The following is a 21,658-nucleotide window of genomic DNA, read 5'->3' as shown; positions in this document are numbered from 1 at the left end:
AGGAACTATGCCAGGTGCTGCACGTTTAGGTGACAGCTGCGCGGGGCACGGCTGTTTCCCCGCCACCCCGATTATTGAAGGCAGCGGTGATGTCATTATCAATGGTAAACCGGCCGCCCGTAAAAGCGATGCGGTTTTACTCCACGCTTGCCCCTGCCCGAATGTGCCCCACGGCGTGCACAATCGTGCGATATCCGCGGGCTCCGGTACAGTCATCATCAATGGGAAGCTGGCGGCGCGTATCGGTGATGCGATCGGCTGCGGCGGCTCGGTTGCTGCTGGCAGCGGGAACGTCATCATTGGCGATTCGCCCTATCAATCCCCGGTGAAACCGTGCGCTGAGCAATCGGCAAAAAGCCGCGCGCCTCTGCTGGCATTGACGCCAATGCTGTTGCCGACGTTAATGGAATGGGCGTCGGTCGCCGAGCTGCCCATTCTTGATGACCTGCTCTCTGTCGCCCAGCGTAAAGATCGCTATCTGGCGCGTGCGAAGTTGGCGACTGAGGCGGCGACGCTGCCGGGATTAGCCGATGCGGCAAAGCGGCTGGCGTTTAATAACGACAGTATCTTACACGCCGAAGCGGCTCAGTATGTTTATTCGGTCGATGAATTCCGACGAGGCGTGCTGGATAAACTGCCTAAGGCACCGGTTGGGCTGGATATTCTAGATACGAGTAAGCTTCCTGGCCTGACAGATAATGATTTTATGGACAAGAAAACAGGGTTTGGTTCTGCTCTGTTCAAATCAGCAATTAATGGCGAAACGATGTTGACCTACCGGGGCACCAATAATGCGGTGACAGGCGTTAAAGACTGGTTGACTAACGCTGGGCAAGGTATGGGGTTGGAGACGGATCAATACAATCAGGCCATGTATTTGGCAAAGCGGGTAAAAAACGTTCTTTCTCCGCCACCTGTCATCGTGGGGCATTCATTAGGCGGTGGTTTGGCATCGGCTGGCGTTGGCGTCACGGGATTACCCGGCTATACCTTTAATGCTGCGGGTTTGCATAACAATACCGTGTCGCGTGCAGGTGGTGCCGATTTGGCGAAAACGGCCTCGCTGATAACGACGCAGGCGGTCGATGGTGAGGTATTAACCATGGCACAAACCTATGGCAAGGCTTTGATTCCTGGTTTGCTATCCGGTGCGGGCGCATTGATTGGCGGAGCCGCCGGTGCGGCGCTTGGGGGTATCATTGGTGTAGCAAAACTGTTGGAAGGGGGCCTGCCGAAAGCAAGCGGTGATATGATGGCACTTCCCGCAGTCGGCGGCTCGCCGATTGCTCGCCACGGTATGGATCAGGTGATTGCGGGTATTGAAAGCCAGAAAAAGGAAGATATCGGGAAGATAACCAATACATTCAGGGGAATATAATGCAATGGTTGGCACGTATAAAATGGGTAGGCGTCGTTATTCTGGGGTTATTAACCGCTTGTCAGGCAGGAGGACACAGTATGCGGGCGAGTGAACTTTTTGAGCCCCCTGTGGTAGCTGTACTGGAAAGTATTCAAAAAGGTGATGAGTCAGCAGCTCGTCATCAGCTGTCGCAGGGCGTTAACCTGAATATTCATGGCAAAGAAGGCATCACGCCGCTGCTGTGGCTGATTTATGAAACGAAGGATAAAAAGGCCGTCACGCTGGCGCTTAAACTGGGTGTCGATCCGAACTATAAAGACGGCTTTGGCGATAGCGCCGTCAATTCCGTGGCGGGTGCGAAAGACCCTGACTGGCTGCGTATTATTCTGGATGCGGGAGGCGACCCGAATGCGATTGGGCGTCGTGGCCAGCCAGCAATATTTAGCGCTATTGGTGAGGAGCGCTGGGCCGATATCAAATTACTCGTAGAGCGGGGCGCTGATTTGAACCTCGTTGATGGCTCCAAAGTAAACAGTGCCCACTATGCTGCTTATCTGAATAAATATGAAGTCGCATATTGGCTGATAGAACACGGCGCAGAGAGTAATATTTATGATGATACAGGAAGTAATCTCGCTTTTACCGTGGATGACAGCTTATCCATTATGTCTCCTAAATCGCCTCACTACCCTTGGGCACTAAAGGTAAAACAGCTGTTACTGGATCGCGGTGTTAAATTCCCACCGCTGTCACCTGCTGAAGTTCGGGATCGTTGGGAAAAAGGACTGCCAGTCTAGTTTTATTTTGATTCTCCGTTTTATTATTCATTTTGCGTGATAAAAATAAACGGCATGTCTCGACCCGATAATCTGCGTGATTATTGGGTCGTTGCTGCTGTGATGAATACACGCTCATCGTATTAAAAAATATCTCATTTATTTACAGGCAAATAACGATGATGGCAAACGGTTATACCCTGTTTGAAATCAGCCAGTTTAATGCGCCGTTGTTCGCTATTATCTCGCCGTTGAGCTATCCCAAATTACCTGAGTATTGGCAGGCTTTTCAACCTGCGGCGTCAGATATATGGCAACCGCTGCGTTTTGGCAAGGATGCCGAAAACTGGCAGATGTGGGCGCCTATTGTGGTGAAAATAGAAGAAGGCAAACCAGGAGAAACACTGCTGCACTGGCTGACGGAGACACAGCCGGATCGGCATAGTGGCGTAATTCTCATGCATGGTGAACTGACATTGCGGCAGGTGGCTGATTTTTGGCAGCAGCGCATTTCCTGTCTCTGGCCTGATGGCACTAGAGCGCTATTTCGTAGCTATGCACCAGACGTTTTATTGGCCTGGTGGTCCACTCTGGATCTTGCTGCGCAAACGGATTTTCTCGGCCCGCTGAATAATCTGTATTTGCCCATCGTGAATAGCGAACGTGGGGAATATCAGCTATTAGCACAGCGGGATGCTAATAAAGAAAACAAGAGCGACATTAATCAAACGTACCACATTATTTTAACGCACTATCAATATTACCTTCTCGCTAATGACAACCGCTTACACCGATTAGCGAATGAACTGTTTCTTTTTGTCAGCGCTCAGTGTGTTTTTCCATTGGATATCGAAATAGTAAAAACACGCTTTATTAGCAGTATTGCGTTAGCAGGGAAATATTATCCCAAAGCCAGCGAAGCGGAGTGTGAAGCCTGGTCCGCTCATCGCTGGGTGCTCGGCAGCGAATTCTATTTACACCCGATCTTTATTCATCTGACTGAACGTTATTCGATTGCCGACAGTATTCGGATTTTTAAATCTGAGCCTGAACGTATTGAGAGTGTACAGCTTAATTACCATCGCCCCGGTTGGATGCGGGGAGAGTTACCTGACATACCGGAGGTCACGCTGTGAGTGTATCGCAACCTTTCCTTGAACTGCTGCCGGAAGATGACGCCGTCTGGCAAACGCGTATTGCTCAGGGCGGCTGTTTTGTTATCGCCGAAGCGTCGATGAACGATGCCGTGCCGTGGCTGGCCGAACGCTGGGGGGGCAGCCTGGAACAGACGCGTTTGTACTGGGGAGAAGCGGGGCGCGTTCATGCCTCGGTATCGCCCTATTGCATCCCGCTTAATGTCGCCAACTGGTCGCAGGTGAAAGAACACATCATCACTCAACCGGGCTGGGGAATGGGGCTACAGCTGGAATGGTTTATGCAGGCGTATTCGCCGCTCGATCAATTGCTTGAGGTGACGAAACATCTGCGACAGTGGAGCCTGGTGACTTCACCTTCCGGGGAGAATGCCATCCTGCGCGTAGGCGACTGGCAGGTGGTGAATCAGCTGTTATCCGCCAGTTCCGCACAAGAAGCCTGTGCACTCTATGGCCCAATAGCCAGCTTCTGCGACATTTCCCCTGATGGCGCGGTACGTGCCTTAAATCTCACCGCCCGTGAACCGCACTCCATTCCAGACATCCTGCCGCGCCAGCTGAGTGATGAGCAATGGCAAGCCATCATGGTGCCTTACGGACATCACAATCTGGCGCGCTATATGGAACATCTGCGTGCTTACCATGCTGACTGGCAAAACGCGCCTGCTGATGAACTACAGGCGTTTACCCATCAGCAGGCGGAACAGGCGAGGAACAGCGGCTTTAACAACGATCGGGATATCGTGCGCTGGCTAGCACTGGCGACAGAACTCTCGCCGGAATTCATGCATCAGCCCTGGGCAAAAAACATTCTGGTACAGCCTGAATACATTGGCACGCAAAGCCGTATGGATCGCCTGTATCAGGCAGCGATTGACCACCTGGACGAAGCATAAAATAAAAAGGACGTCATTTCATGAGTCAGGATAAAAGCAGCGCGTTAGCTGCCAGCGGGGATGCCGCAAAGCGTAATTTCACCACGGATAATAAAATTTCAGGGGGATGTACAACCTGTGGCTGTGAAATACTTGTTTATTACCATTACGATTCTGGCGACCCAATACCGAACGCTCCTTTTCAATTAACCGATAGCCGAGACCACAAGATAGAAGGCAAAACCGACGATAACGGAATGTTTTTTATCCATGATATGGGGTGTGGCACGTTTGAGCTGTTGATGGGGGAAGGCAGTGATACGTTCGATCCTAAAAAAACGGTACAAAATAACCCTGTTTTAATGTCTAACCCAGCCTACGCGAGTTTTGCTGGAGAATACTTTGCCCTGTTCGTCATCCTGAGAGAGCAAGGGCTGGTGGAATATGGGTCTGTCCAGCAGTCAGTGAGAATGCCGCTGAGCACGATACCGGATCAATATAAACCGGCGTTGAAACGCTTTTGGGAATTGGAAAGGCAACTCTATAGAAGTGATGGCGAGCTCCAAAGAGAAATCCGCCGGATTCAGCATCAACAGGCGGCGGAGGTAGGTAGTAAGGCATCCAGTATTGATAACGCCGTTTTGCTGTTCTGTGAGGTGATTCTGGGCTGTATTCCCGTGGTCGGGCAGGCAATGGACGTGTATTTCCTCGGAAAGTGGTGCTGGGATAGCTATGAAGCCCCTGAATTGCTGGGTGACACGATGCACCAAATTGATGGGGTGCTGTGTGTAATCGGTTTTGTTCCCGGTGTTGGGGATGCACTGAAAATCAGTGGTAATGCTATTACAAAAGCCATGCGGCAGTTGAAAAGCGGCAAAGGCAACAAAGAGCAGAATATTAAGGAAGCCACGCAGATTATTCGGGGGTTGGGGAACGGTAATATTGTCAATTGGCTCAATAGCATACGTTCTGATATCAGGCAGTATGCTGCTGAGGGGAAAGCGCTGCTGGAAACGATGAAAAAGGCGCTGGATCTGCTGGTGAAGGGCGTTTCTGGTGAGCGTAGCTGGATCGTTACGCTGATGGCTGACAGTTTCCGCGCAATGGTAGATGTCCTTGATAAGTTAATCACTTTGTTTACCAGCGTGACGATATTGATTGAATCAGAGATTGCTGAGTTTATTCCCCAAATCATGACACAAATTATTGCGAGTTCACGGCCAAAAGGGAGTACTGGACTGTCGGCAATGGATGTGCAAAAGGGGGAGTCAGGTGATTATCGCTCGGATGATGAAGTTGCTAAAGATAAGGCACTCTCAGGGGAATCTGGCGTATCGAGCGGTATTGCGGCAACGGTGCTGGCATCAATGGCGGTTCTTGCCGGACGTGGTGGCGGGCATAACAAAGGCAAACTCGGTGTCTCTGAGACAGGGAAAGGCGCTGGTGGGAAAAGCAATTCTACCGGAGCGACACACGCTTCTCAGACTTCCCATACATCCTCTGAACAACCTCATTCCACGTCATCGGAAACATCGCCGAGCCCTCAACCTCGTCCACAAAGTGAATCCAGCAGCAATAAACAACCACAACAAAAACCAGATGAAGTAAAAAGTAAAGACACGCAGCAGGATAAGGAAACGGTTCAACTACCTGAAGGAACGCAGCCTATAACGCCCGGTGCCAGGCATGAACATAAATCGGATACTGCTGCCCAGGAAAAAGCAAAGACAGAAAACGGGGAGACGAAAACTGACCCGAAGAAAGGTGAGCAAAACGGCGATCCGGTCGATATGGCAACCGGTGCGGTGGTGGAGCAGCGCACCGATCTTCAGGTAAGTAGCCCACTACCCCTGTCACTGCAACGCTACTATCGCTCCACGGGAAAACGTCACCCCGGTTTGCTGGGGACACTGTGGCGCACTAACTGGGATATCAGCCTGACGCTTAACAACGGGGTGGCTACGCTAACGGATGGCGAATTCAATCAGGCATTCTTCGCCCTGCCCAATGAGGGGGAGATCAGTCGCTCATCGTCAAACCCACAATGGAGGTTGACCCGGCAGCAGGGTGAACTGGTGCTCCAGCATGTCGGTGGCCTGCGCTATCGGTTTGAATATGCGCTAGGTCTCCAGCTTTGTTTGACGTCGATTGACGATGCTGCGGGCCATCGAGTGACTTTCGAGTGGGTGTTGGGTGAACTGCGTTGGGTGGCGCTGGCGGACGGGCGTTTGATTCACATCACATCGGAACACCAAAGGATCACGACACTCACGCTATGTACCCCGCAGCGTCAGCCATTAAAAACGCTGGCCAGCTATACCTATGACGACCGTGGGCATTTATTGAGCGTGCGGGCGGATGAGGGGCGCAATTTTGATTACCTCTACTCGCCGGAAGGTTGGCTGCTGCGCTGGTCGGATTTAGGTTCGACCTGGGTTGAGCACGACTACGATAAAAAAGGCCGCGCCATCCGGGATAGAACCTCGGAAGGCTACTGGCCGGGTCACTTTGAATACGATGATGAGACCCTGACCAGCCATTACCACAGCGGGTTTGGCGGGGTATTCAGCTACGTGCGCGATGAGCGTAATAATATTCTGTCAAAACGTACGCCTGATGGCGGTGAGACCCAGCTCGAGTGGGTGGATAACCAACTGGTGGCGGAGACTGACCCGCTAGGTGGTCGAACGGCATATCAGCGCAATGACTGGGGGCAGGTAACCGAGGTTACCCTGCCTGACGGCGCGACGCATCAATACGCGTACGACGATAACGGGCAGTTGCTGGCTTATATCGATCCGCTGGGCAGCGAATGGCATTACCAGCGTAATGCTGCCGGACAGGTTGTTGAAGTGAATGACCCGGAAGGGCGCGAGTGGCTGTACCGTTACGGTGAAATGGGGCAGCTGTCGACGGTGATAGGCCCGGACGGCGTGCTGCAGCGTTATCAGTATAACCGCCGTGGTTTGCTGAGCAGCCTTGAGCGGGATAATGCACCGTCGGTGATGTTCCGGTATGACGACCTTGACCGCCTGACGGAGCGACATATCGGGCATGAGGCTGGCGTGCAGGTGCGGCGCTGGGAGTATGACGGCGTGCGCGAGTCACCGTCGAAAGTGGTGTATGAAGACGGCAGCGAGACGCGGTTTGGTTACGACGTGGAGGGTAACCTGACGGCGGTGACGGATGCGCTGGGTCAGCGCTACCAGTTCCGCTACGGGGCGTTCGATAACCTGCTGGAGGCGACGGACCCGCTGGGGGCGACGGTGCGCTACCACTACAATGCGGAAGCGGAGTTCGCCGGGGTGACGAACAGTCAGGGGCGGGACTGGACGTACGGCTTTGACGCCAGCGGGCGGCTGAGTGAGGAGCGGCATTACGACGGGCGGGTATACCGCTATCAGTACGATGTGGCAGACCGTCTGGTGCAGCGCACCGCGCCGGACGGCAGTGCACTGCATTACGAGCACGATGCGGCAGGGCGGATAACGCGCATCACCGCACAGAAAGCGGACGGGGAAACCGACGGCATTACCGAACTGACGTATGACGTGGCCGGCCGGCTGACCAAAGCCGCCAGCCCGGATGCTGTGGTGGAATACGCCTATAACCGGGTGGGGCAGGTCACATCGGAAACGGTGAACGGCGAGGCGGTGCAGAGCGGTTACGACGCGGGCGGTCAGCGTGCGGTGGTTGAAGGGATTCTGGCCCCGCTGCAACTGGCGTGGCAGTCGGGTCGGCTGTCATCGCTGGGTATCGGTTCACACCAGCCTCTGCAGTTCAGCCACACGGCGGCGGGCGAAGAGCAGCGGCGCACTAACGGCAGCGGGTTTGCATTACGCCACGAGTGGAGTCCGACGGGGCTGCTGCAGCGTCAGGCGCTGGAAGGGGCGGATGGCCGGGTGAATGACGTGCTGGAGCGACGCTATCAGTACGATGTGCTGGACCGTCTGACGGGTATCAGCGACAGCCACTGGGGTGAACAGGCGTTCCGGCTGAACGGGGCAGGCCAGGTGACGGCAGAGCGCCGTGATGAGGGACGGCGGCGTCAGGCACGGCTGTTTGGTTACGACAGCGAACAGAACCTGTGCGAGGTGTCGCAGATAGCGCCGGGTCTGGGTGAGACGCTGAAGGTGCAGGACGCGGTGGTGCAGGCGTCGGCGCGCTACGATGCAGCGGGTCGGGTCATCGAGCGGGGGCATACGCAGTACCGGTATGACGACTGCGGGCGTCTGGCGATGAAGCGGGAAACGCGGCCGGGATTCAGGCCAAAGGAAACGTATTTCGACTGGGACGTGCAGGACCGGTTGGTACGAGTGAGTCTGCCGGATGGGGCGCGCTGGCGCTATCGTTACGATACGTTTGGTCGCAGAGTCAGTAAGGTGCGTGAGGGACAACTCCCCTCAGCGCAGGCGGTAGCGCGGGTAGCCTACCGATGGGACGGTGACCAGCTTATCGGTCAGCAGCAGTACCGGGCAGACGGTTCAGCGGCGCGGGAAGTGCAGTGGGTGTACGAGCCGGGAAGCTTCCGGCCGCTGGCGCAGGTGGAGGCGCAGGGCGACAGCACGCAGCTGCACTACATCGTGACTGACCTGACGGGAACGGCCAGAGAGCTGTGCAGCGAGGAAGGAGAAGTCCGCTGGCGCGGGGAACAGGGGCTGTGGGATGCCCACCGCGAAGAGCGACGGCCTATCCCGCTGCGGCGCTACCTGGGGGATGCGGCAAACGAGGAAGTGTACTGCGAGCTGCGCTATCAGGGGCAGCTGTACGATGCGGAAACGGGGCTTTACTACAACCGGCATCGTTACTATGATGCGGAGAGCGGGCAGTATCTGTCGCCGGACCCGATAGGGCTGGGTGGGGGAATAAGGCCGCAAGCCTACGTTCATAATCCGCTGGAGTGGGTAGATCCTCTGGGGTTGGAAAAGAAAGATAAGTTATATATCCCTCGGGATAAAGATGGAAATTTAATTCCCCTTGATAAACAAAAGGTTAATGGCCAAGATATTCCTCTGCCTCACCCTCAGGCAGAAGGCCGGGCTCACACTGTATTAGGCGGAACTGTTAGCTCTATATCTGGGGAGGAATATAGGCAGTCAGCTACTTTCCCAGCACAAACATGGCCACTAGCTGATGGACAACCAGTTCCTTTGAGTGAGGTTCATTGGTCTGATCATGGTCAACCGCACCATCATACAAACCCTCATCAGCATATATTTAATTATGAGGGAAAAGACGGATGGAAGAGGGGAAATCAATCATTTTTTGATCCCACTAAGGGAAATTGATATAGGTGATTTTATGGATGTTTCATTTGAAATTTTTTTGCCAAAGAATATAGACCTTAAAGTGTTAGGTTGGAAGGAAGTTTATATTGAATGGGGAGGTCAGGAGTACTCCCATGACCCTAAATTATATAAATGGAATGATTTAATCTCATTTGAGTTTAATAAGGGGATTCAATGTTATGAAAGATTGCTAGGTAAACATATCTGCCTGGATGATTATTTTTCATATACTTTAAAAGGGAGTTTAATTTCTGAATTGGAATGGTGTGTCAACAAAAACACAGATGAAAAAAACAATCTAATGAGTTTGTTTGTTAATGATTTTTTGAATGAAATAAAATATTGGACAGTGCTAACATTAGTTGATGGCGATCAATTTGATGAGGTATATGAAATTGATAGTAATACAGACGCATTCTCGATTATAAAAAAAAGCTTAGATTGGAATGACCCAAAAGGAATCGCATTGATAAAAAAAGATAGATAACCGAATTCGGCTGAACGGGGCGGGTCAGGTGACGGCAGAGCGTCGTGATGAAGGACGGCGGCGTCAGGCATGGCTGTTTGGCTACGACAGCGAACAGAACCTGTTTGAGGTGTCGCAGATAGCACCGGGTCTGGGTGAGACTCTGAAAGTGCAGGATGCGGTGGTGCAGGCATCGGCGCGATACGATGCGGCAGGCAGGTGGTGGAGCGGGGCCATACGCAATACCGGTATGACGACTGCGGGCGTCTGGCGAGGAAGGGGAAGTCCACTGGCGCGGGGAACAGGGGTTGTGGGGCGCCCACCGTGAAGAGCGACGACCTATCCCGCTACGACGCTACCTGGGGGATGCGGCAAACGAGGAAGTGTACTGCGAGCTGCGCTACCAGGGACAACTGTACGATGCGGAAACGGGGCTTTACTACAACCGACATCGTTACTATGATGCGGAGAGCGGGCAGTACCTATCGCCGGACCCGATAGGGCTGGGTGGGGGGATAAGGCCACAGGGGTATGTGCATAACCCACTGGAGTGGATCGATCCGCTGGGGTTGACGGAAAAAGAGGGCGGGGAGGATTATGAGTATTCTTTTGGCTCCCTTCGGCATTCTTTAAGAAGGCATTCTCCCCATGTTGGTCCTCCTCGGCAGGAACCTTATGCCTCAATGAAGCCAAAAAGACAGAAAGGGTCTTTGTTCCCATCAGAATGGGGAAATAGGGATATTGCAAGCGCAGCTAAAGAAGTTGCGAATAATCCTTTGAATAAAATAGCCTCTAATAGAGAAGGTTTTTTTGGAAACGTATTTGAAGGTACGGCAACGAGAAATGGTGTGACTCAAAAAATACGGGTTATTACTGATCATGCTGATCCTCATATCGGTGGAACAGGATCGGGAATTATTACTTCCAGTATTCCAATAAAATAGGATTCAGCATGAAATATATTACATGTCAGAATTGTTATTCTAGTTACGAATCAGAAGAAACACGTTGCCCAGACTGTAATACGTCACAGGGAAAAAAAGATGATGGGGTGATTTTTTTCACAGATGATGTTCGGAGTGAGATATCTCGGCTTGGTGGTATTGTTTATGACATCATTCCACTTTTATTTGAAAGATATATAATTCCATGTGAATGGGGAGTGATATTTTTTGATAATAAAAATCAGTTATCGTGGAATTATCTTTGCGGGATAATTGACTCTGTAGAAGTGAATGAATATGTTGAAGTTATTCATGGTAATGATAAAGACTATCTATCTGTTGACAAAGGTAATCTAATTAAAAGAGAGACATTAAAATAAATAAAATCCGGAAGCGATCTCCCGATCCTTCCGGCTTTTTTTTATGATCTGGTCAGTCGCTACAAATTAATCTGCGTCTCAATAATAATCCTCCTCCGCTCTACCGTGACGGTGACGGGCATCCCGGTGATAAAGCCCGACTCTTCCAGTCAGCGGCCTTTAAGGTTGATGGCGGAGGGCGGGTTGGGCTTGCCGTTATGCGAAGCGTATCCCACGGTGTAGTAACGTTCTGTTCTGGTAGGTTTATTCTCAGGACGGTAGCGAGACGCGGTTTGATTACGACGTAGAAGGTAACCTGACGGCGGTGACGGATGCGCTGGGGCAGCGCTACCAGTTCCGCTACGGGGCGTTCGATAACCTGCTGGAGGCGACGGACCCACTGGGGGCGACGGTACGCTACCACTACAATGCTGAGGCGGAGTTCGCCGGGGTGACGAACAGTCAGGGGCGGGACTGGACGTACGGCTTTGACGCCAGCGGTCGGCTGAGCGAGGAGCGGCATTACGACGGGCGGGTGTACCGCTATCAGTACGATGTGGCAGACCGTCTGGTGCAGCGCTCCGCACCGGACGGTAGCGCACTGCATTACGAGCATGATGCGGCAGGGCGGATAACGCGCATCACCGCACAGAAAGCGGACGGGGAAACCGACGGCATTACCGAACTGGCGTATGACGTGGCCGGCCGGCTGACTAAAGCGGCCAGCCCGGATGCAGTGGTGGAATACGTCTATAACCGGGCGGGTCAGGTCACATCGGAAACGGTGAACGGCGAGGCGGTGCAGAGCGGTTACGATGCGGGCGGTCAGCGTGCGGTGGTGGAAGGGATTCTGGCGCCGCTGCAGCTGGCGTGGCAGTCGGGTCGGCTGTCATCGCTGGGTATCGGTTCACACCAGCCGCTGCAGTTCAGCCACACGGCGGCGGGCGAAGAGCAGCGGCGCAGTAACGGCAGCGGGTTTGCATTACGCCATGAGTGGAGTCCGGCGGGGCTGCTGCAGCATCAGGCGCTGGAGGGCGCGGATGGCCGGGTGAATGACGTGCTGGAACGTCTAATTTAGTTATGTAAATAGCTAGCAGCGATTAAGTGAATTGAAAGGTGAATAATATGAAAATAATAGTGATTGATGGTGATAAGTAAAAATATCCCCCAAACCACTCAACCCATCACAAGACCATTACGCCAACATCCCCTCGTTTTACCTAAGCCGTCCTCCCATCAGGTAATGCCTTAATCGCCAGCAACAGACTCGTTTTCCCGTTCTGTTCTGCCTGCGCCCTTCAGAATCTACTATCTATCCACTTATCCTATCGGTACTGCTGCCGTTGTTAGCAGCATCTCCATCGTCACTTATCCTCGTCTTCAATAATTACTTTCTTAATTCTTATTATGTTTATTTATGATTTGAGTTAATTATTAGCGGCGTAAATAAAAAAACTGAATATGTCATTCAGTTTTTTTATTGTATTAGCGTAATGATTTTATTCTATTGTTTCTACTCCACTGCTAGGCAGTTTATTCCATTTTTTAAATTAATGTAAAGTAATGAGGTTGTTTTGTATATGATGAATAACGAATTAGTTTCATCGCTAATATTAAGTGAGTTAATTCAATACCGGCGTAGATTTACCCAGTTGACGAAATCAATTAGTGAAGAAGAGTCTCAGGTGACTCAGGTTCAATTACCCAGAATTCGTGCTTTTGTTGAAGAGGAACGTCGAATTGAACTCATTCTGCCTGCGTTTCCGTTTAAATCTCCTAGCCCTTATAAGGTGTTGGGAAGAACGCCAGATATGGCGGAGCGGTTGTCCTTGACCTTCCTGAATTCGTTATGTCAGCGTATTCAGCTTTATTATCCACCCGGTGCGCATATCCGTATTTGTTCTGATGGGCATGTATTTGGCGATCTGATTGGGACCAGCGACGAAACGATTAATATTTATCAGGATGAGATTGAAAATTTACTGCATGAACTCGGTGCCGTTCATCTCAGTGTTTTTAATCTTAAAGATGTAGAAAATATGGCGGCGCTCACCGCTGACTATGATCGCCTTCGCCAGCAGCTGGTTGAGAATTACGCTGACTCAGAAGAGGAAGTGAAAGCGCAGCTCATACAGAGCGAAGAAGGTTTGCAGCTTTACCGCTCAATGACCCGTTTCCTCTATGAAGATAGCCTGAGGCCTGACTATACCGGCTCTAATGCGGCATTACAGAAAGATGCCAAAAAACGCGCGTGTAGCGTTATTCAACGCAGTTGGGCATGGGGCAACCTGCTTGCTGAACAATTCCCAGACGCCATTCGGTTGTCTATTCACCCGCAGCCTTCGGACAGTCTGAAGCTGGGTATTCATATGATGCCCACCAAGGACGATTGGTTGACGCCCTGGCATGGAGTTGCCGCCAATGTTAATGGGCAGTTTGTGTTAATGAAGAATATAGATGCACAGCAACTGGACGGTGAAATCGTGGAAATCCGCGGTATGCCTAGCCATTATTTAGTTAAACAGCCGGATCTGGCATAAGCGTACTGTTCTCGCCTTATCGTTCACCGAGGCATCAATATTGTCATCTTATAAAGGAATATACACGATGGAAAATAGCATGGACCGTTGCATTAAACCGCCTTCCACTTTTGATGCGTTGCTGACGGCTGTTGAAACAGAGCAGGGCATCGCCACACTGCCTAACGACACGCTACGTGGGCTAGCCCGAGAGCATCATCTTCTGGTATTGCGTGGGGTTTCTTCCGGTTTTTCTGAGCAATGAAGCATTGACCAGGTATGTCGGTCATCGGGGAAATCATGCGTGATAACAAGCTACCGACCGAATAAGTGCGTTTCTTTAACCAGCCTGTACTGGAACACCATAATGTTAGGCCGGAAACGCAAAGCGTATGAGTAAGAGAACGATCACTTTGTTTAACGGCGCATTGCCAGTAAGATGTTGTTAAGTTTATATTTTTTTCCACTAGAATGATTTGATGTGGCCGTTTCATACGTAATAACGTGCTGAAATCCGCCACGCGTTATGGGGTAAAGCGTGCCCCATAACGCTATTGCGAATTGTGTTTTTAAAATAGAATACGTGCACGGATGTTCTATCGCAGGGTTGCAGTAAATGAAACTATTTTTGGCCGTGATTTTTTCAGTATCGATGATTCCCCAGACCGGTTTTTCGGCAACAAAAACGGATGCGCTGACGGTGCTGAAGCATTTGGATGTGACTACTTTCCTCAGTTCTTTTGGACCGAAACATTTCCCTAAGGGGACGCTGCTGAAAGATACCGGTGATTATGTGTTTAGCCAGGAAAAAGACTGGGCAGGAGCAACAGACACAGATGGCAGTTGGACGTATTCACTGCGTATTATCTCGGAAAATGAAAAGGAGATAATTGCCTGTTTCGTGGATGATGCACAGATTGGGAGTTACTTTTCGACAAGTCCTTTCCTGATAAAGAAAACGAAAAATACTCAGGCGTATTCAGTGATCGAGCTTGAACACGACGTAGAAGGATGTGAACTTTATCCCAAGGATCAATAATCCTGATTGATATCGATAAACGGACGACGTTATCCGAACGTTGCTAAAAATAAGGAGCCGCTATAAGCCGCTCCTTTGTTGTTTCTATTCTTACTGTTTTACAGCGCCTTATCGGTCAACAAGTCGACCTTGCTGGCTGTTGAGACACGCTCAAGGTACGCGCGAACGTTAGGGCCAAACTGTACGCCTTTCACGATCGTGAGCGACAGTAAGATTGGGAACAGAATAAAGTCGGTGGTGGAAATGGTGCTGACATTTGCCAGACGCGGCTCCAACTCCTTGAGTTTCTGCTCCACTTCCGCAATCAGTTCTGGCGTTTTTGCGATCAGAGCATCCAGATCGCCGAAGGCTTTTTCTTCGCGCAGGATATAGGCGTGACGCGCCTCTGGCGTGGAAAGCTCTTTGAAATCGGCTTTCGTAAAACGCGGAATCGCAAGGTTAAACACCGCGCTGGAAACGGACTTACACCAGGCTTCAATCTCAGCATCAACTGGTTTGTCGGCGATTAACGGCGCTTGCTTGCTGTCGACATAGTGGACGATGTCCATGCTTTCCGGCATGAAGCTGCCATCTTCTTTCTGCAGGATCGGCACCACTTTGCGACCCACCATGCGCGTTGGTGTGTCGATGTCGCCTTCCATGATGACGGATTGCTCAACAGGCAGATTTTTCAGGCCAAAAATCATTCTGGCTCTGACACAGAATGGGCAGTGTTCGTAAATGAAAAGTTTCATGCATCGCCTCGTAAGATTTTGAAAAAGGCAGCAAAAATTTGCCAGCCTTGTCATGACAAGTCATGCCATCAGAGTAATACCTGATGCGGTTGGCGGTAAAGCGAATGTGCCTGAAGATGGCGATGGCAGCGAAAAGAAGGGCGCGGTTTGGATCCGCCTTATCCTCGCAGGATTCCTGTATGATGCAGTGAAACCCCTTTTGCGGAAGAGAAATCATGGATCGCCTGAGCGCATTGGAAACATTTATCTGTGTTTTTGAAACGGGGTCGTTTTCCGCCGCGTCTCGCAGGCTCGGTATTGGGCAGCCTGCGGTGTCCAAAGCGATTATGCAGCTTGAAAATCAGCTGGCAACGCCGTTGCTGCTCCGCTCTACCCGAGGCCTGACGCCGACAGAAGCCGGGCAGAACTTTTATGAGCAAATCGCCCCCGCGTTAAAGGTACTGGGGGATGCTCAAGAGCATGTGGTTAGCGGGAGCGCGGCGCTGTCTGGGCGGCTACGCATCGGTGCACCCGTGACTTTCGCCAGACAGCTCATCATACCGCGGCTCCATGAATTCATGGCCGAGCATCCCCAGCTCAATATCGATGTCATTCTGGACGATCGCCCGATCGATCTGATTGCTGAAGGCATTGATGTGGCACTGCGTTTGGGCGACATGAAGGATTCAAGCCTGATTGCCCAGCGGTTGGCATCGTGTTCTATGCGCCTGCTGGCGACTCCTGACTATTTTGTACGTCATGGTGTGCCCGCTTCTCCTGACGTTCTGGCTGCGTATCCTGCCGTCATCTATTTGCAGGGAGAGAGAACCGATCGCTGGATTTTCTCTCAGGGTGGAACACAGACCACGGTATTCCCCAATGGGCGTATCCGAGTTTCTGCGGCGGAAGGCGTGCGTGCAGCGGTGCTATCCGGTGTAGGACTGATTGTGGCGTCGGAATGGATGTTTGCGCCAGAGCTTGAAAGCGGGCAGGTCGTCACCGCGCTGGATTCATGGTCTCTGGGTAAAATGGATCTGTGGGCTGTCTACCCCGGAGGCCGCATGACATCAGCCCGCGCCAGAATTTTTACCGATTTCGTCCAGCATCTTTTCTCCTGAAATATTCCTATTCGGAATAGCTGATATCCATTTTACCTCTCTACTGGGAATGAATAGGGCGCTTTATGCTCTGCTCATCACCTGCCGACTTCCGGCAGGAAACACACAGACAGGTATGATGATGAGTACATTATCCAGCGAAGCCGATATCCGAACGCAGCAGGCTCCCGGCAAAGTATTGATTTTCTCAATGGCAGCAGCCAGTGGTATTTCTGTTGCCAATATCTATTACAACCAACCGATGCTGGGCGTGATCGGCGAAAGCTTTACGTCGAGCGTGGCAACTTCGCTGATTCCAACCGTGACGCAGTTAGGCTATGCCTTGGGGCTGCTACTGCTGGTTCCACTCGGCGATAAGTTTGACCGCCGCCGGTTGATCGTATGGCAATTTTTGATGCTGGCGTTGGCTTCTGCGTTTGCGGCCTTGTCGACATCGGCTGTCGCGTTATTAGGTGCTTCGCTGCTCATCGGTTTTGGGGCGACCGCCGCACAGCAGATTGTTCCGGCTGCGGCGGCACTTTCCAATGCGAAACAGCGTGGTGCGATTGTCGGAACGGTGATGAGCGGACTATTAAGCGGCATTCTGCTTAGCCGTACGATTGCGGGACTGGTGGCGGAAAGCGCAGGCTGGCGGGCGATGTTCTGGCTGAGCGTGCCGCTGGCGCTGGCGGGCGCGTGGGCAATGGGAAGAATGTTACCGGCTTCACCATCGAATCAAACCGTTCGTTACCGTGAGCTGATGCGTTCGCTGGTGACGTTGTGGCAGGGTGAACGCGCATTGCGTAAAGCCACGCTGATTCAGGCGCTGCTGTTTGCATCGTTCAGCGCGTTCTGGAGCGTGCTTGCGCTGTATCTGGAAAGTGGACGTTTCCAAATGGGCGCTGCCGCTGCGGGCCTGTTCGGCGTGATTGGCGTCGCGGGAATTTTTGCGGCTCCGCTGGCGGGAAGGCTGGCCGATAGCGTCGGCAGCCGCCCGGTGGTGATTGCCGGCGTGCTGCTGACGCTGCTCTCATGGGCAATATTCATCGGTTTCGATTCTGTTATTGGCTTGATTATCGGTGTTGTCCTGCTCGATCTCGGCGTACAAAGTGCGTTAATTGCCAATCAACATGTGATTTACGGGCTCGGTGAAGCGGTCAGAGGCCGGATCAATACCGTATTCATGGGCGGTATGTTTATGGGGGGCGCGGCTGGCTCCACGGTTGCTATGGCTGCATGGCATCAGGGAGGATGGCTGATGGTCGGAGCGCTCGCCAGCGTTCTGGCAATGATGGCGCTGCTGGTTGCGCTGATGAAAACCCAAAAGCGCCATTGCAACCGGGGGAAAGCAGGCTGAAATAGCCAGACAGGGTGGCTGGGAAGTCTCACCAATGTTGTTTTACAACCGGTAGATTAACCTTACTTGCTGATGACAATACTATACATTTGGCTTGCTATAGTCCTTCCATCCCTTGTCAGTACCTCACATCCCTGTGAGTGTTGTGTTAGTTAACCATCCCTGTCATTAGAATGACCTTAGCCCGCCTTGTGCGGGTTTTTTTTTGCCTGCTTTCCCGCTCGCGGGATTCGTGTTGAGCGTGTCTATTCCGTGTCATGATTAACTGAATGATCGGAAGCGACTTTGATAACGACTCGGTTTCTGCCTTCATGCTTGGCCTGATAGAGGGCATCATCCGCGATTTTCAAGACGCTATCGATCTGCTCCATTCCCGGAATAAAACAGGTGACGCCGAGTGAAATCGTGATGTTTTCAGGAATCGGCAGCGGCATTTTTTCCACTTTTTTACGCAGCCGTTCAGCAATATCAGCGGCCTGCGTCATGTCCGTATCGGGCAGAAGTGCGAGGAACTCCTCTCCGCCTGTGCGGCAAATCAGATCGGATTCGCGTGAACCCTGCTTTATGCTTTTCGCCAACAGCCTGATGACGTCATCGCCGATATTGTGTCCGTAGGTATCATTCACGCGTTTGAAGTGGTCGATATCAATCACGATGGCGGCAACCTGATTGCTCTTTGAGAGAATGAGTTCAATGTTTTCATAGATGCCACGGCGATTGAGTAATCCGGTGAGTGGATCGGTATGGGCCTGCAAACTCAGTTTGCCGATTCGCTTGTGCAACAGCAGAGTACCGAAAAGAATGACGCGTTTTAGCTGCTCAACCTCAAAATACCAGGAGGGGACTTTCTTGATTTTTTCAATCACACCGGACTCCTCCATTTTACTGGCAGAAACCGCCAGCAGGCGCAGAGGATTGGCGATATAGAAGGCCAGTAGGGTGAGTGCGATAAGCGTTAATGTCATCACCGGTGCGCCTTCATATAAAACGGAACGCATCACGCTGCTGAGCAAATCGATAACGGTTTGAGAAGGGTGCAAAGTAATGATGATCCAGCCGGATGAATTGACCGTATCGAAACCCGCCAAAGACGGCGTACCTTGCATATCGGGCATGGCAGCGGTGCCACTCTTCTTGTTGTGAAGCGCGTTTTTAATTCTCTCGTCGCTGACGGGCTTGCCTACCCACTGCTTATCCTGGTGATAGAGAACAATCCCGCTTTTATCGATTACGTAAACGCTAGAGTAATCATTATAAAAATGGGTGTTCATGAATTCGTTTAAGACGCTTTGATTTTTTAAATAAATGGTTCCGCCGATGTAACCGAGATAATTTCCCTGTTTGTCTTTTATCGGGGAGGAAACCAGCACGATCAGATTGCCCGTAACCGAAATATAAGGCTGGCTGATTAACGGTTTTTGTTCCACGAGCGCGAGCTTGCTGGCATCAGAGGTCAGCGTGCTGCCTTTCAGGTTCAGCGAGGTTGGGTAAACCGCATGTATCTTATTCTGGGTATCCGCAACGAAAATAGAGTTAAAACTCTGGCTCATGCGGTATGTCTGCTCACTTTTTTCCAGTAGCGTCGCATCGTCATTAAAACTGTCTGCTATCGATATCGCGCTGTAAGCCAGCTCCTGCTGTGCTGAAGATAAAAAACTTTCTGTGGTCGCCGCTAACTTGGAAGAATAGTTAAGGTTTGAACTCAGTATCTGATCGGTAATGAGCTTTTTTTGTACATTATAAACAGCAACATAGGCATTGGTCAGCGTGATGATCATGCTGATAATGGCGAGGGATAAAATGAGTGAACGCAAATTGATTGGGAATCGTTTTTTTATTTTCATTGTTGGCCGCACCTATTTTCCGCTAGGTAAGCAAAATAATGCTTTCTTTTTGTTATGTAGCACGGGCGGGGGCATCGCTTGCGACCAATGAATAAACCCGCCATTCAAAGTTATAGACGCTAATTGGGCTATCTGGCAACGTATTGATATCTCTCCAGCATCTTCAACTTAATGCAGGGAATGTACGATCTCCAGTGTACCGTTAATGATGAACTGTACGCCCATGCAAACCAGCAGAAATCCCATCAGCCGTGAAATGGCCTCAATGCCGCTTTTCCCGATCAGACGCATAATCAGGCCAGAGCTTTTCAGACTGAGCCAGACGATCAGGCTGATCAACATAAACGTGAGTATGGGGGCAACGGTAATCACCCATGGCGTGATATCGACACCGCTCTTGATCTGTGAGGCAGAACTAATGATGAGGGCAATGGTTCCTGGCCCCGCGGTGCTGGGCATCGCCAATGGAACGAAGGCGATATTGACCTCATTGGCGGAGAAACTGTCGTTGATTTCTTCTTTTTTGCTTTTGACTTCAGGCGCATGTTCTGGCTTCTGCTGAGGAAAAAGCATGCGAAAACCGATAAAGGCGACGATGAGCCCGCCAGCAATGCGCAACCCAGGAATGGAAATTCCGAAGGTATTCATTACGACCTGACCCGCGTAGTACGCGACGGTCATAATGATGAAGACGTAGAGCGAGGCCTGAAAGATCTGACGATTTCGTTCCCCTTGGCTCATGTTGCCGGACATCGCTAAAAATACCGCTACCGTTGTCAGTGGGTTCGCGAGTGGCAGGATTAACACCAGACCAAGACCAATGGTTTGAATCAATTCCAGCATTCTACGTTCCTTTTATTGGGGCGTTTCGTCAGTTCAGGAAAACGGTCACTGATGACCTGTTGCTATGATGTCTGGCGCGGCTTAGGCCAGTTCATCCTCCGCTAATTTTTTGAAACGATAGAGTGTTTTCGTCAGCATATCGCGAGAAAACATATCAAACATTTGGCCGATCTTCTTCCCGATCAAGCCCCCCGGTGGGTTGTAGCGAATCGTCAGCGTTACGGTTGTACCCGCTTCCGATGTGGCCGGCTGAAAAGAAAGGCGGCCTTCATTCGGGACCCGTGCCCCTTCTAGCGAACGCCAGTGGATATACTCCCCCGGTTTTTCATCAATAATACGAGCCCGCCATTCAATGAGCGCGCCAATCGGTGTGTTAATCCGCCAGTTAGAGTCGGTATAGTTCAGTATCTCGATACTGGCGAAATGGCCCATCAGGATCGGCAACGTTTCCGGTTTGCGCCAGAGATCAAACAAGCGTTCTGCCGGGCGATTGATCGTAATGCTGCTGCTGATTTCATTGGCATAACTGCCGTTTTTCGCTGCGGTTCTTCTTAAGAAAGAGGGAAACACCCGTCATACTCCCTAATGGATTATTACCCCTTTATGGGCATATTTAGGCCATTCTGACCGATCTCGACCAACGAAGCAAAGTGGAGACGGTGGCGATAGTGTTGGTGCAGGCTATCACAGCAATAGTCAGAATTTTTACACAGCTAATGTTGCGTTAATGTTGGTTCGGTACTGTAAGAGTCAGACAGAAGCCGAATGAAGTGCCGCAAAACACCAGGGTTTTTACATAACGATAATAGCAGTACCCCGCCCACTATTTTTAGTGGGCTTTTTTTATTTGTACTTCCCTGTTTAGATATTTTATTGCTATGTAAATTGATATTTATCAATTTATTGTTAATGGCTTTGTACCTATTAAGATGTAATGAATGTGTATCCCTATATTCTGTTATTAAATGGCGCGCTGGTTGTGTGGTAATTTACTTTATAGACATGTCGTGATACGTTTATAACC

The 21,658-nt window shown here is 51.1% G+C and carries 16 protein-coding genes and 3 pseudogenes; 14 read left to right on the top strand and 5 right to left on the bottom strand.

Features of this window, described 5'->3' with window-relative positions:
- Positions 1-7 precede the first annotated feature (7 nt).
- The 8 genes and pseudogenes from HP572_RS14785 to HP572_RS14750 all read left to right on the top strand — a co-directional run bounded on the left by HP572_RS14785 (position 8) and on the right by HP572_RS14750 (position 11,243).
- A complete protein-coding gene (locus HP572_RS14785; RefSeq protein ID WP_240583608.1) occupies positions 8-1,378 on the top strand; it encodes a PAAR domain-containing protein in 1,371 nt (456 codons plus the stop codon).
- Between the two features lie 80 nt (positions 1,379-1,458).
- Positions 1,459-2,157, top strand: a complete 699-nt coding sequence (locus HP572_RS14780; protein ID WP_174877251.1) for an ankyrin repeat domain-containing protein — start codon at positions 1,459-1,461, stop codon at positions 2,155-2,157.
- A gap of 158 nt (positions 2,158-2,315) precedes the next feature.
- Positions 2,316-3,272, top strand: a complete 957-nt coding sequence (locus HP572_RS14775) for a DUF4123 domain-containing protein (RefSeq protein WP_240583607.1) — start codon at positions 2,316-2,318, stop codon at positions 3,270-3,272.
- A complete protein-coding gene (locus HP572_RS14770) occupies positions 3,269-4,186 on the top strand; it encodes a DUF4123 domain-containing protein (RefSeq protein ID WP_240583606.1) in 918 nt (305 codons plus the stop codon). The genes HP572_RS14775 and HP572_RS14770 overlap by 4 nt, the downstream gene beginning before the upstream one ends.
- A gap of 20 nt (positions 4,187-4,206) precedes the next feature.
- Positions 4,207-9,453, top strand: a complete 5,247-nt coding sequence (locus HP572_RS14765) for an RHS repeat-associated core domain-containing protein (RefSeq protein WP_240583605.1) — start codon at positions 4,207-4,209, stop codon at positions 9,451-9,453.
- A 13-nt stretch (positions 9,454-9,466) separates the two neighbouring features.
- Positions 9,467-9,940, top strand: a complete 474-nt coding sequence (locus HP572_RS14760) for a hypothetical protein (protein WP_240583604.1) — start codon at positions 9,467-9,469, stop codon at positions 9,938-9,940.
- Positions 9,936-10,863: pseudogene (locus HP572_RS14755) on the top strand (RHS repeat-associated core domain-containing protein); the annotation flags it as partial. The gene HP572_RS14760 and the pseudogene HP572_RS14755, both read left to right, overlap by 5 nt.
- An 8-nt stretch (positions 10,864-10,871) precedes the next feature.
- Entirely contained in the window at positions 10,872-11,243 is a 372-nt protein-coding gene (locus HP572_RS14750; RefSeq protein WP_240583603.1) for a hypothetical protein, read from the top strand.
- A gap of 59 nt (positions 11,244-11,302) precedes the next feature.
- Here HP572_RS14750 and HP572_RS23010 read toward each other — a convergent pair.
- Positions 11,303-11,458, bottom strand: a pseudogene (locus tag HP572_RS23010) (SymE family type I addiction module toxin).
- Between the two features lie 26 nt (positions 11,459-11,484).
- On the opposite strand from HP572_RS23010, the pseudogene HP572_RS14740 reads away from it, so the two are divergent.
- The 4 genes and pseudogenes from HP572_RS14740 to HP572_RS14725 all read left to right on the top strand — a co-directional run.
- A pseudogene (locus tag HP572_RS14740) lies at positions 11,485-12,291 on the top strand (hypothetical protein); the annotation flags it as partial.
- A 511-nt stretch (positions 12,292-12,802) separates the two neighbouring features.
- The gene (pvcA, locus tag HP572_RS14735; RefSeq protein ID WP_371745278.1) at positions 12,803-13,762 is read left to right on the top strand and encodes an L-tyrosine isonitrile synthase; all 960 of its coding nucleotides are present in this window, start codon (positions 12,803-12,805) and stop codon (positions 13,760-13,762) included.
- 67 nt (positions 13,763-13,829) lie between these two features.
- Positions 13,830-14,006 carry a hypothetical protein gene (locus HP572_RS14730; protein WP_240583601.1) on the top strand — a complete coding sequence of 59 codons (177 nt, stop codon included), beginning with the start codon at positions 13,830-13,832 and terminating at the stop codon, positions 14,004-14,006.
- A gap of 351 nt (positions 14,007-14,357) precedes the next feature.
- Entirely contained in the window at positions 14,358-14,780 is a 423-nt protein-coding gene (locus HP572_RS14725) for a bacteriocin immunity protein (RefSeq protein ID WP_240583600.1), read from the top strand.
- Positions 14,781-14,878: 98 nt separating this feature from the next.
- Here HP572_RS14725 and grxB read toward each other — a convergent pair whose 3' ends face one another.
- Positions 14,879-15,514, bottom strand: coding sequence for a glutaredoxin 2 (gene grxB / locus HP572_RS14720; RefSeq protein ID WP_240583599.1), 636 nt, complete (start codon positions 15,512-15,514; stop codon positions 14,879-14,881).
- Positions 15,515-15,729: 215 nt separating this feature from the next.
- Between grxB and HP572_RS14715 the strand changes: the two genes are divergently transcribed.
- Entirely contained in the window at positions 15,730-16,611 is an 882-nt protein-coding gene (locus HP572_RS14715; protein ID WP_174869621.1) for a LysR family transcriptional regulator, read from the top strand.
- 121 nt (positions 16,612-16,732) lie between these two features.
- Positions 16,733-17,947 carry an MFS transporter gene (locus HP572_RS14710; protein WP_240583598.1) on the top strand — a complete coding sequence of 405 codons (1,215 nt, stop codon included), beginning with the start codon at positions 16,733-16,735 and terminating at the stop codon, positions 17,945-17,947.
- A 245-nt stretch (positions 17,948-18,192) separates the two neighbouring features.
- On the opposite strand, the gene HP572_RS14705 is transcribed toward HP572_RS14710, so the two are convergent.
- The 3 genes from HP572_RS14705 to HP572_RS14695 all read right to left on the bottom strand — a co-directional run bounded on the left by HP572_RS14705 (position 18,193) and on the right by HP572_RS14695 (position 21,204).
- Positions 18,193-19,791, bottom strand: coding sequence for a sensor domain-containing diguanylate cyclase (locus tag HP572_RS14705; RefSeq protein WP_240583597.1), 1,599 nt, complete (start codon positions 19,789-19,791; stop codon positions 18,193-18,195).
- 168 nt (positions 19,792-19,959) lie between these two features.
- Positions 19,960-20,634 (bottom strand): MarC family NAAT transporter, encoded by a 675-nt coding sequence (locus HP572_RS14700; RefSeq protein ID WP_240583596.1) that lies wholly within the window; start codon positions 20,632-20,634, stop codon positions 19,960-19,962.
- 81 nt (positions 20,635-20,715) lie between these two features.
- Complete coding sequence (locus HP572_RS14695) at positions 20,716-21,204, bottom strand: SRPBCC family protein (RefSeq protein ID WP_240583595.1); 489 nt, start codon at positions 21,202-21,204, stop codon at positions 20,716-20,718.
- Between the last annotated feature and the right edge of the window lie 454 nt (positions 21,205-21,658).

The organism is Pectobacterium sp. PL64, assembly GCF_022477975.1.
GTDB lineage: Bacteria > Pseudomonadota > Gammaproteobacteria > Enterobacterales > Enterobacteriaceae > Pectobacterium > Pectobacterium jejuense.
This window is presented reverse-complemented; position numbering and strand designations above follow the sequence as displayed.

Bases quoted from the DNA above. Each gene is read 5' to 3' on its own strand.
- HP572_RS14760 (WP_240583604.1), top strand. From the start codon at position 9,467: ATGGATGTTTCATTTGAAATTTTTTTGCCAAAGAATATAGACCTTAAA.
- HP572_RS14780 (WP_174877251.1), top strand. From the start codon at position 1,459: ATGCGGGCGAGTGAACTTTTTGAGCCCCCTGTGGTAGCTGTACTGGAA.
- HP572_RS14765 (WP_240583605.1), top strand. From the start codon at position 4,207: ATGAGTCAGGATAAAAGCAGCGCGTTAGCTGCCAGCGGGGATGCCGCA.
- HP572_RS14700 (WP_240583596.1), bottom strand. From the start codon at position 20,634: ATGCTGGAATTGATTCAAACCATTGGTCTTGGTCTGGTGTTAATCCTG.
- HP572_RS14785 (WP_240583608.1), top strand. From the start codon at position 8: ATGCCAGGTGCTGCACGTTTAGGTGACAGCTGCGCGGGGCACGGCTGT.
- HP572_RS14730 (WP_240583601.1), top strand. From the start codon at position 13,830: ATGGAAAATAGCATGGACCGTTGCATTAAACCGCCTTCCACTTTTGAT.
- grxB (WP_240583599.1), bottom strand. From the start codon at position 15,514: ATGAAACTTTTCATTTACGAACACTGCCCATTCTGTGTCAGAGCCAGA.
- pvcA (WP_371745278.1), top strand. From the start codon at position 12,803: ATGATGAATAACGAATTAGTTTCATCGCTAATATTAAGTGAGTTAATT.
- HP572_RS14775 (WP_240583607.1), top strand. From the start codon at position 2,316: ATGATGGCAAACGGTTATACCCTGTTTGAAATCAGCCAGTTTAATGCG.
- HP572_RS14750 (WP_240583603.1), top strand. From the start codon at position 10,872: ATGAAATATATTACATGTCAGAATTGTTATTCTAGTTACGAATCAGAA.
- HP572_RS14715 (WP_174869621.1), top strand. From the start codon at position 15,730: ATGGATCGCCTGAGCGCATTGGAAACATTTATCTGTGTTTTTGAAACG.
- HP572_RS14705 (WP_240583597.1), bottom strand. From the start codon at position 19,791: ATGAAAATAAAAAAACGATTCCCAATCAATTTGCGTTCACTCATTTTA.
- HP572_RS14725 (WP_240583600.1), top strand. From the start codon at position 14,358: ATGAAACTATTTTTGGCCGTGATTTTTTCAGTATCGATGATTCCCCAG.
- HP572_RS14710 (WP_240583598.1), top strand. From the start codon at position 16,733: ATGAGTACATTATCCAGCGAAGCCGATATCCGAACGCAGCAGGCTCCC.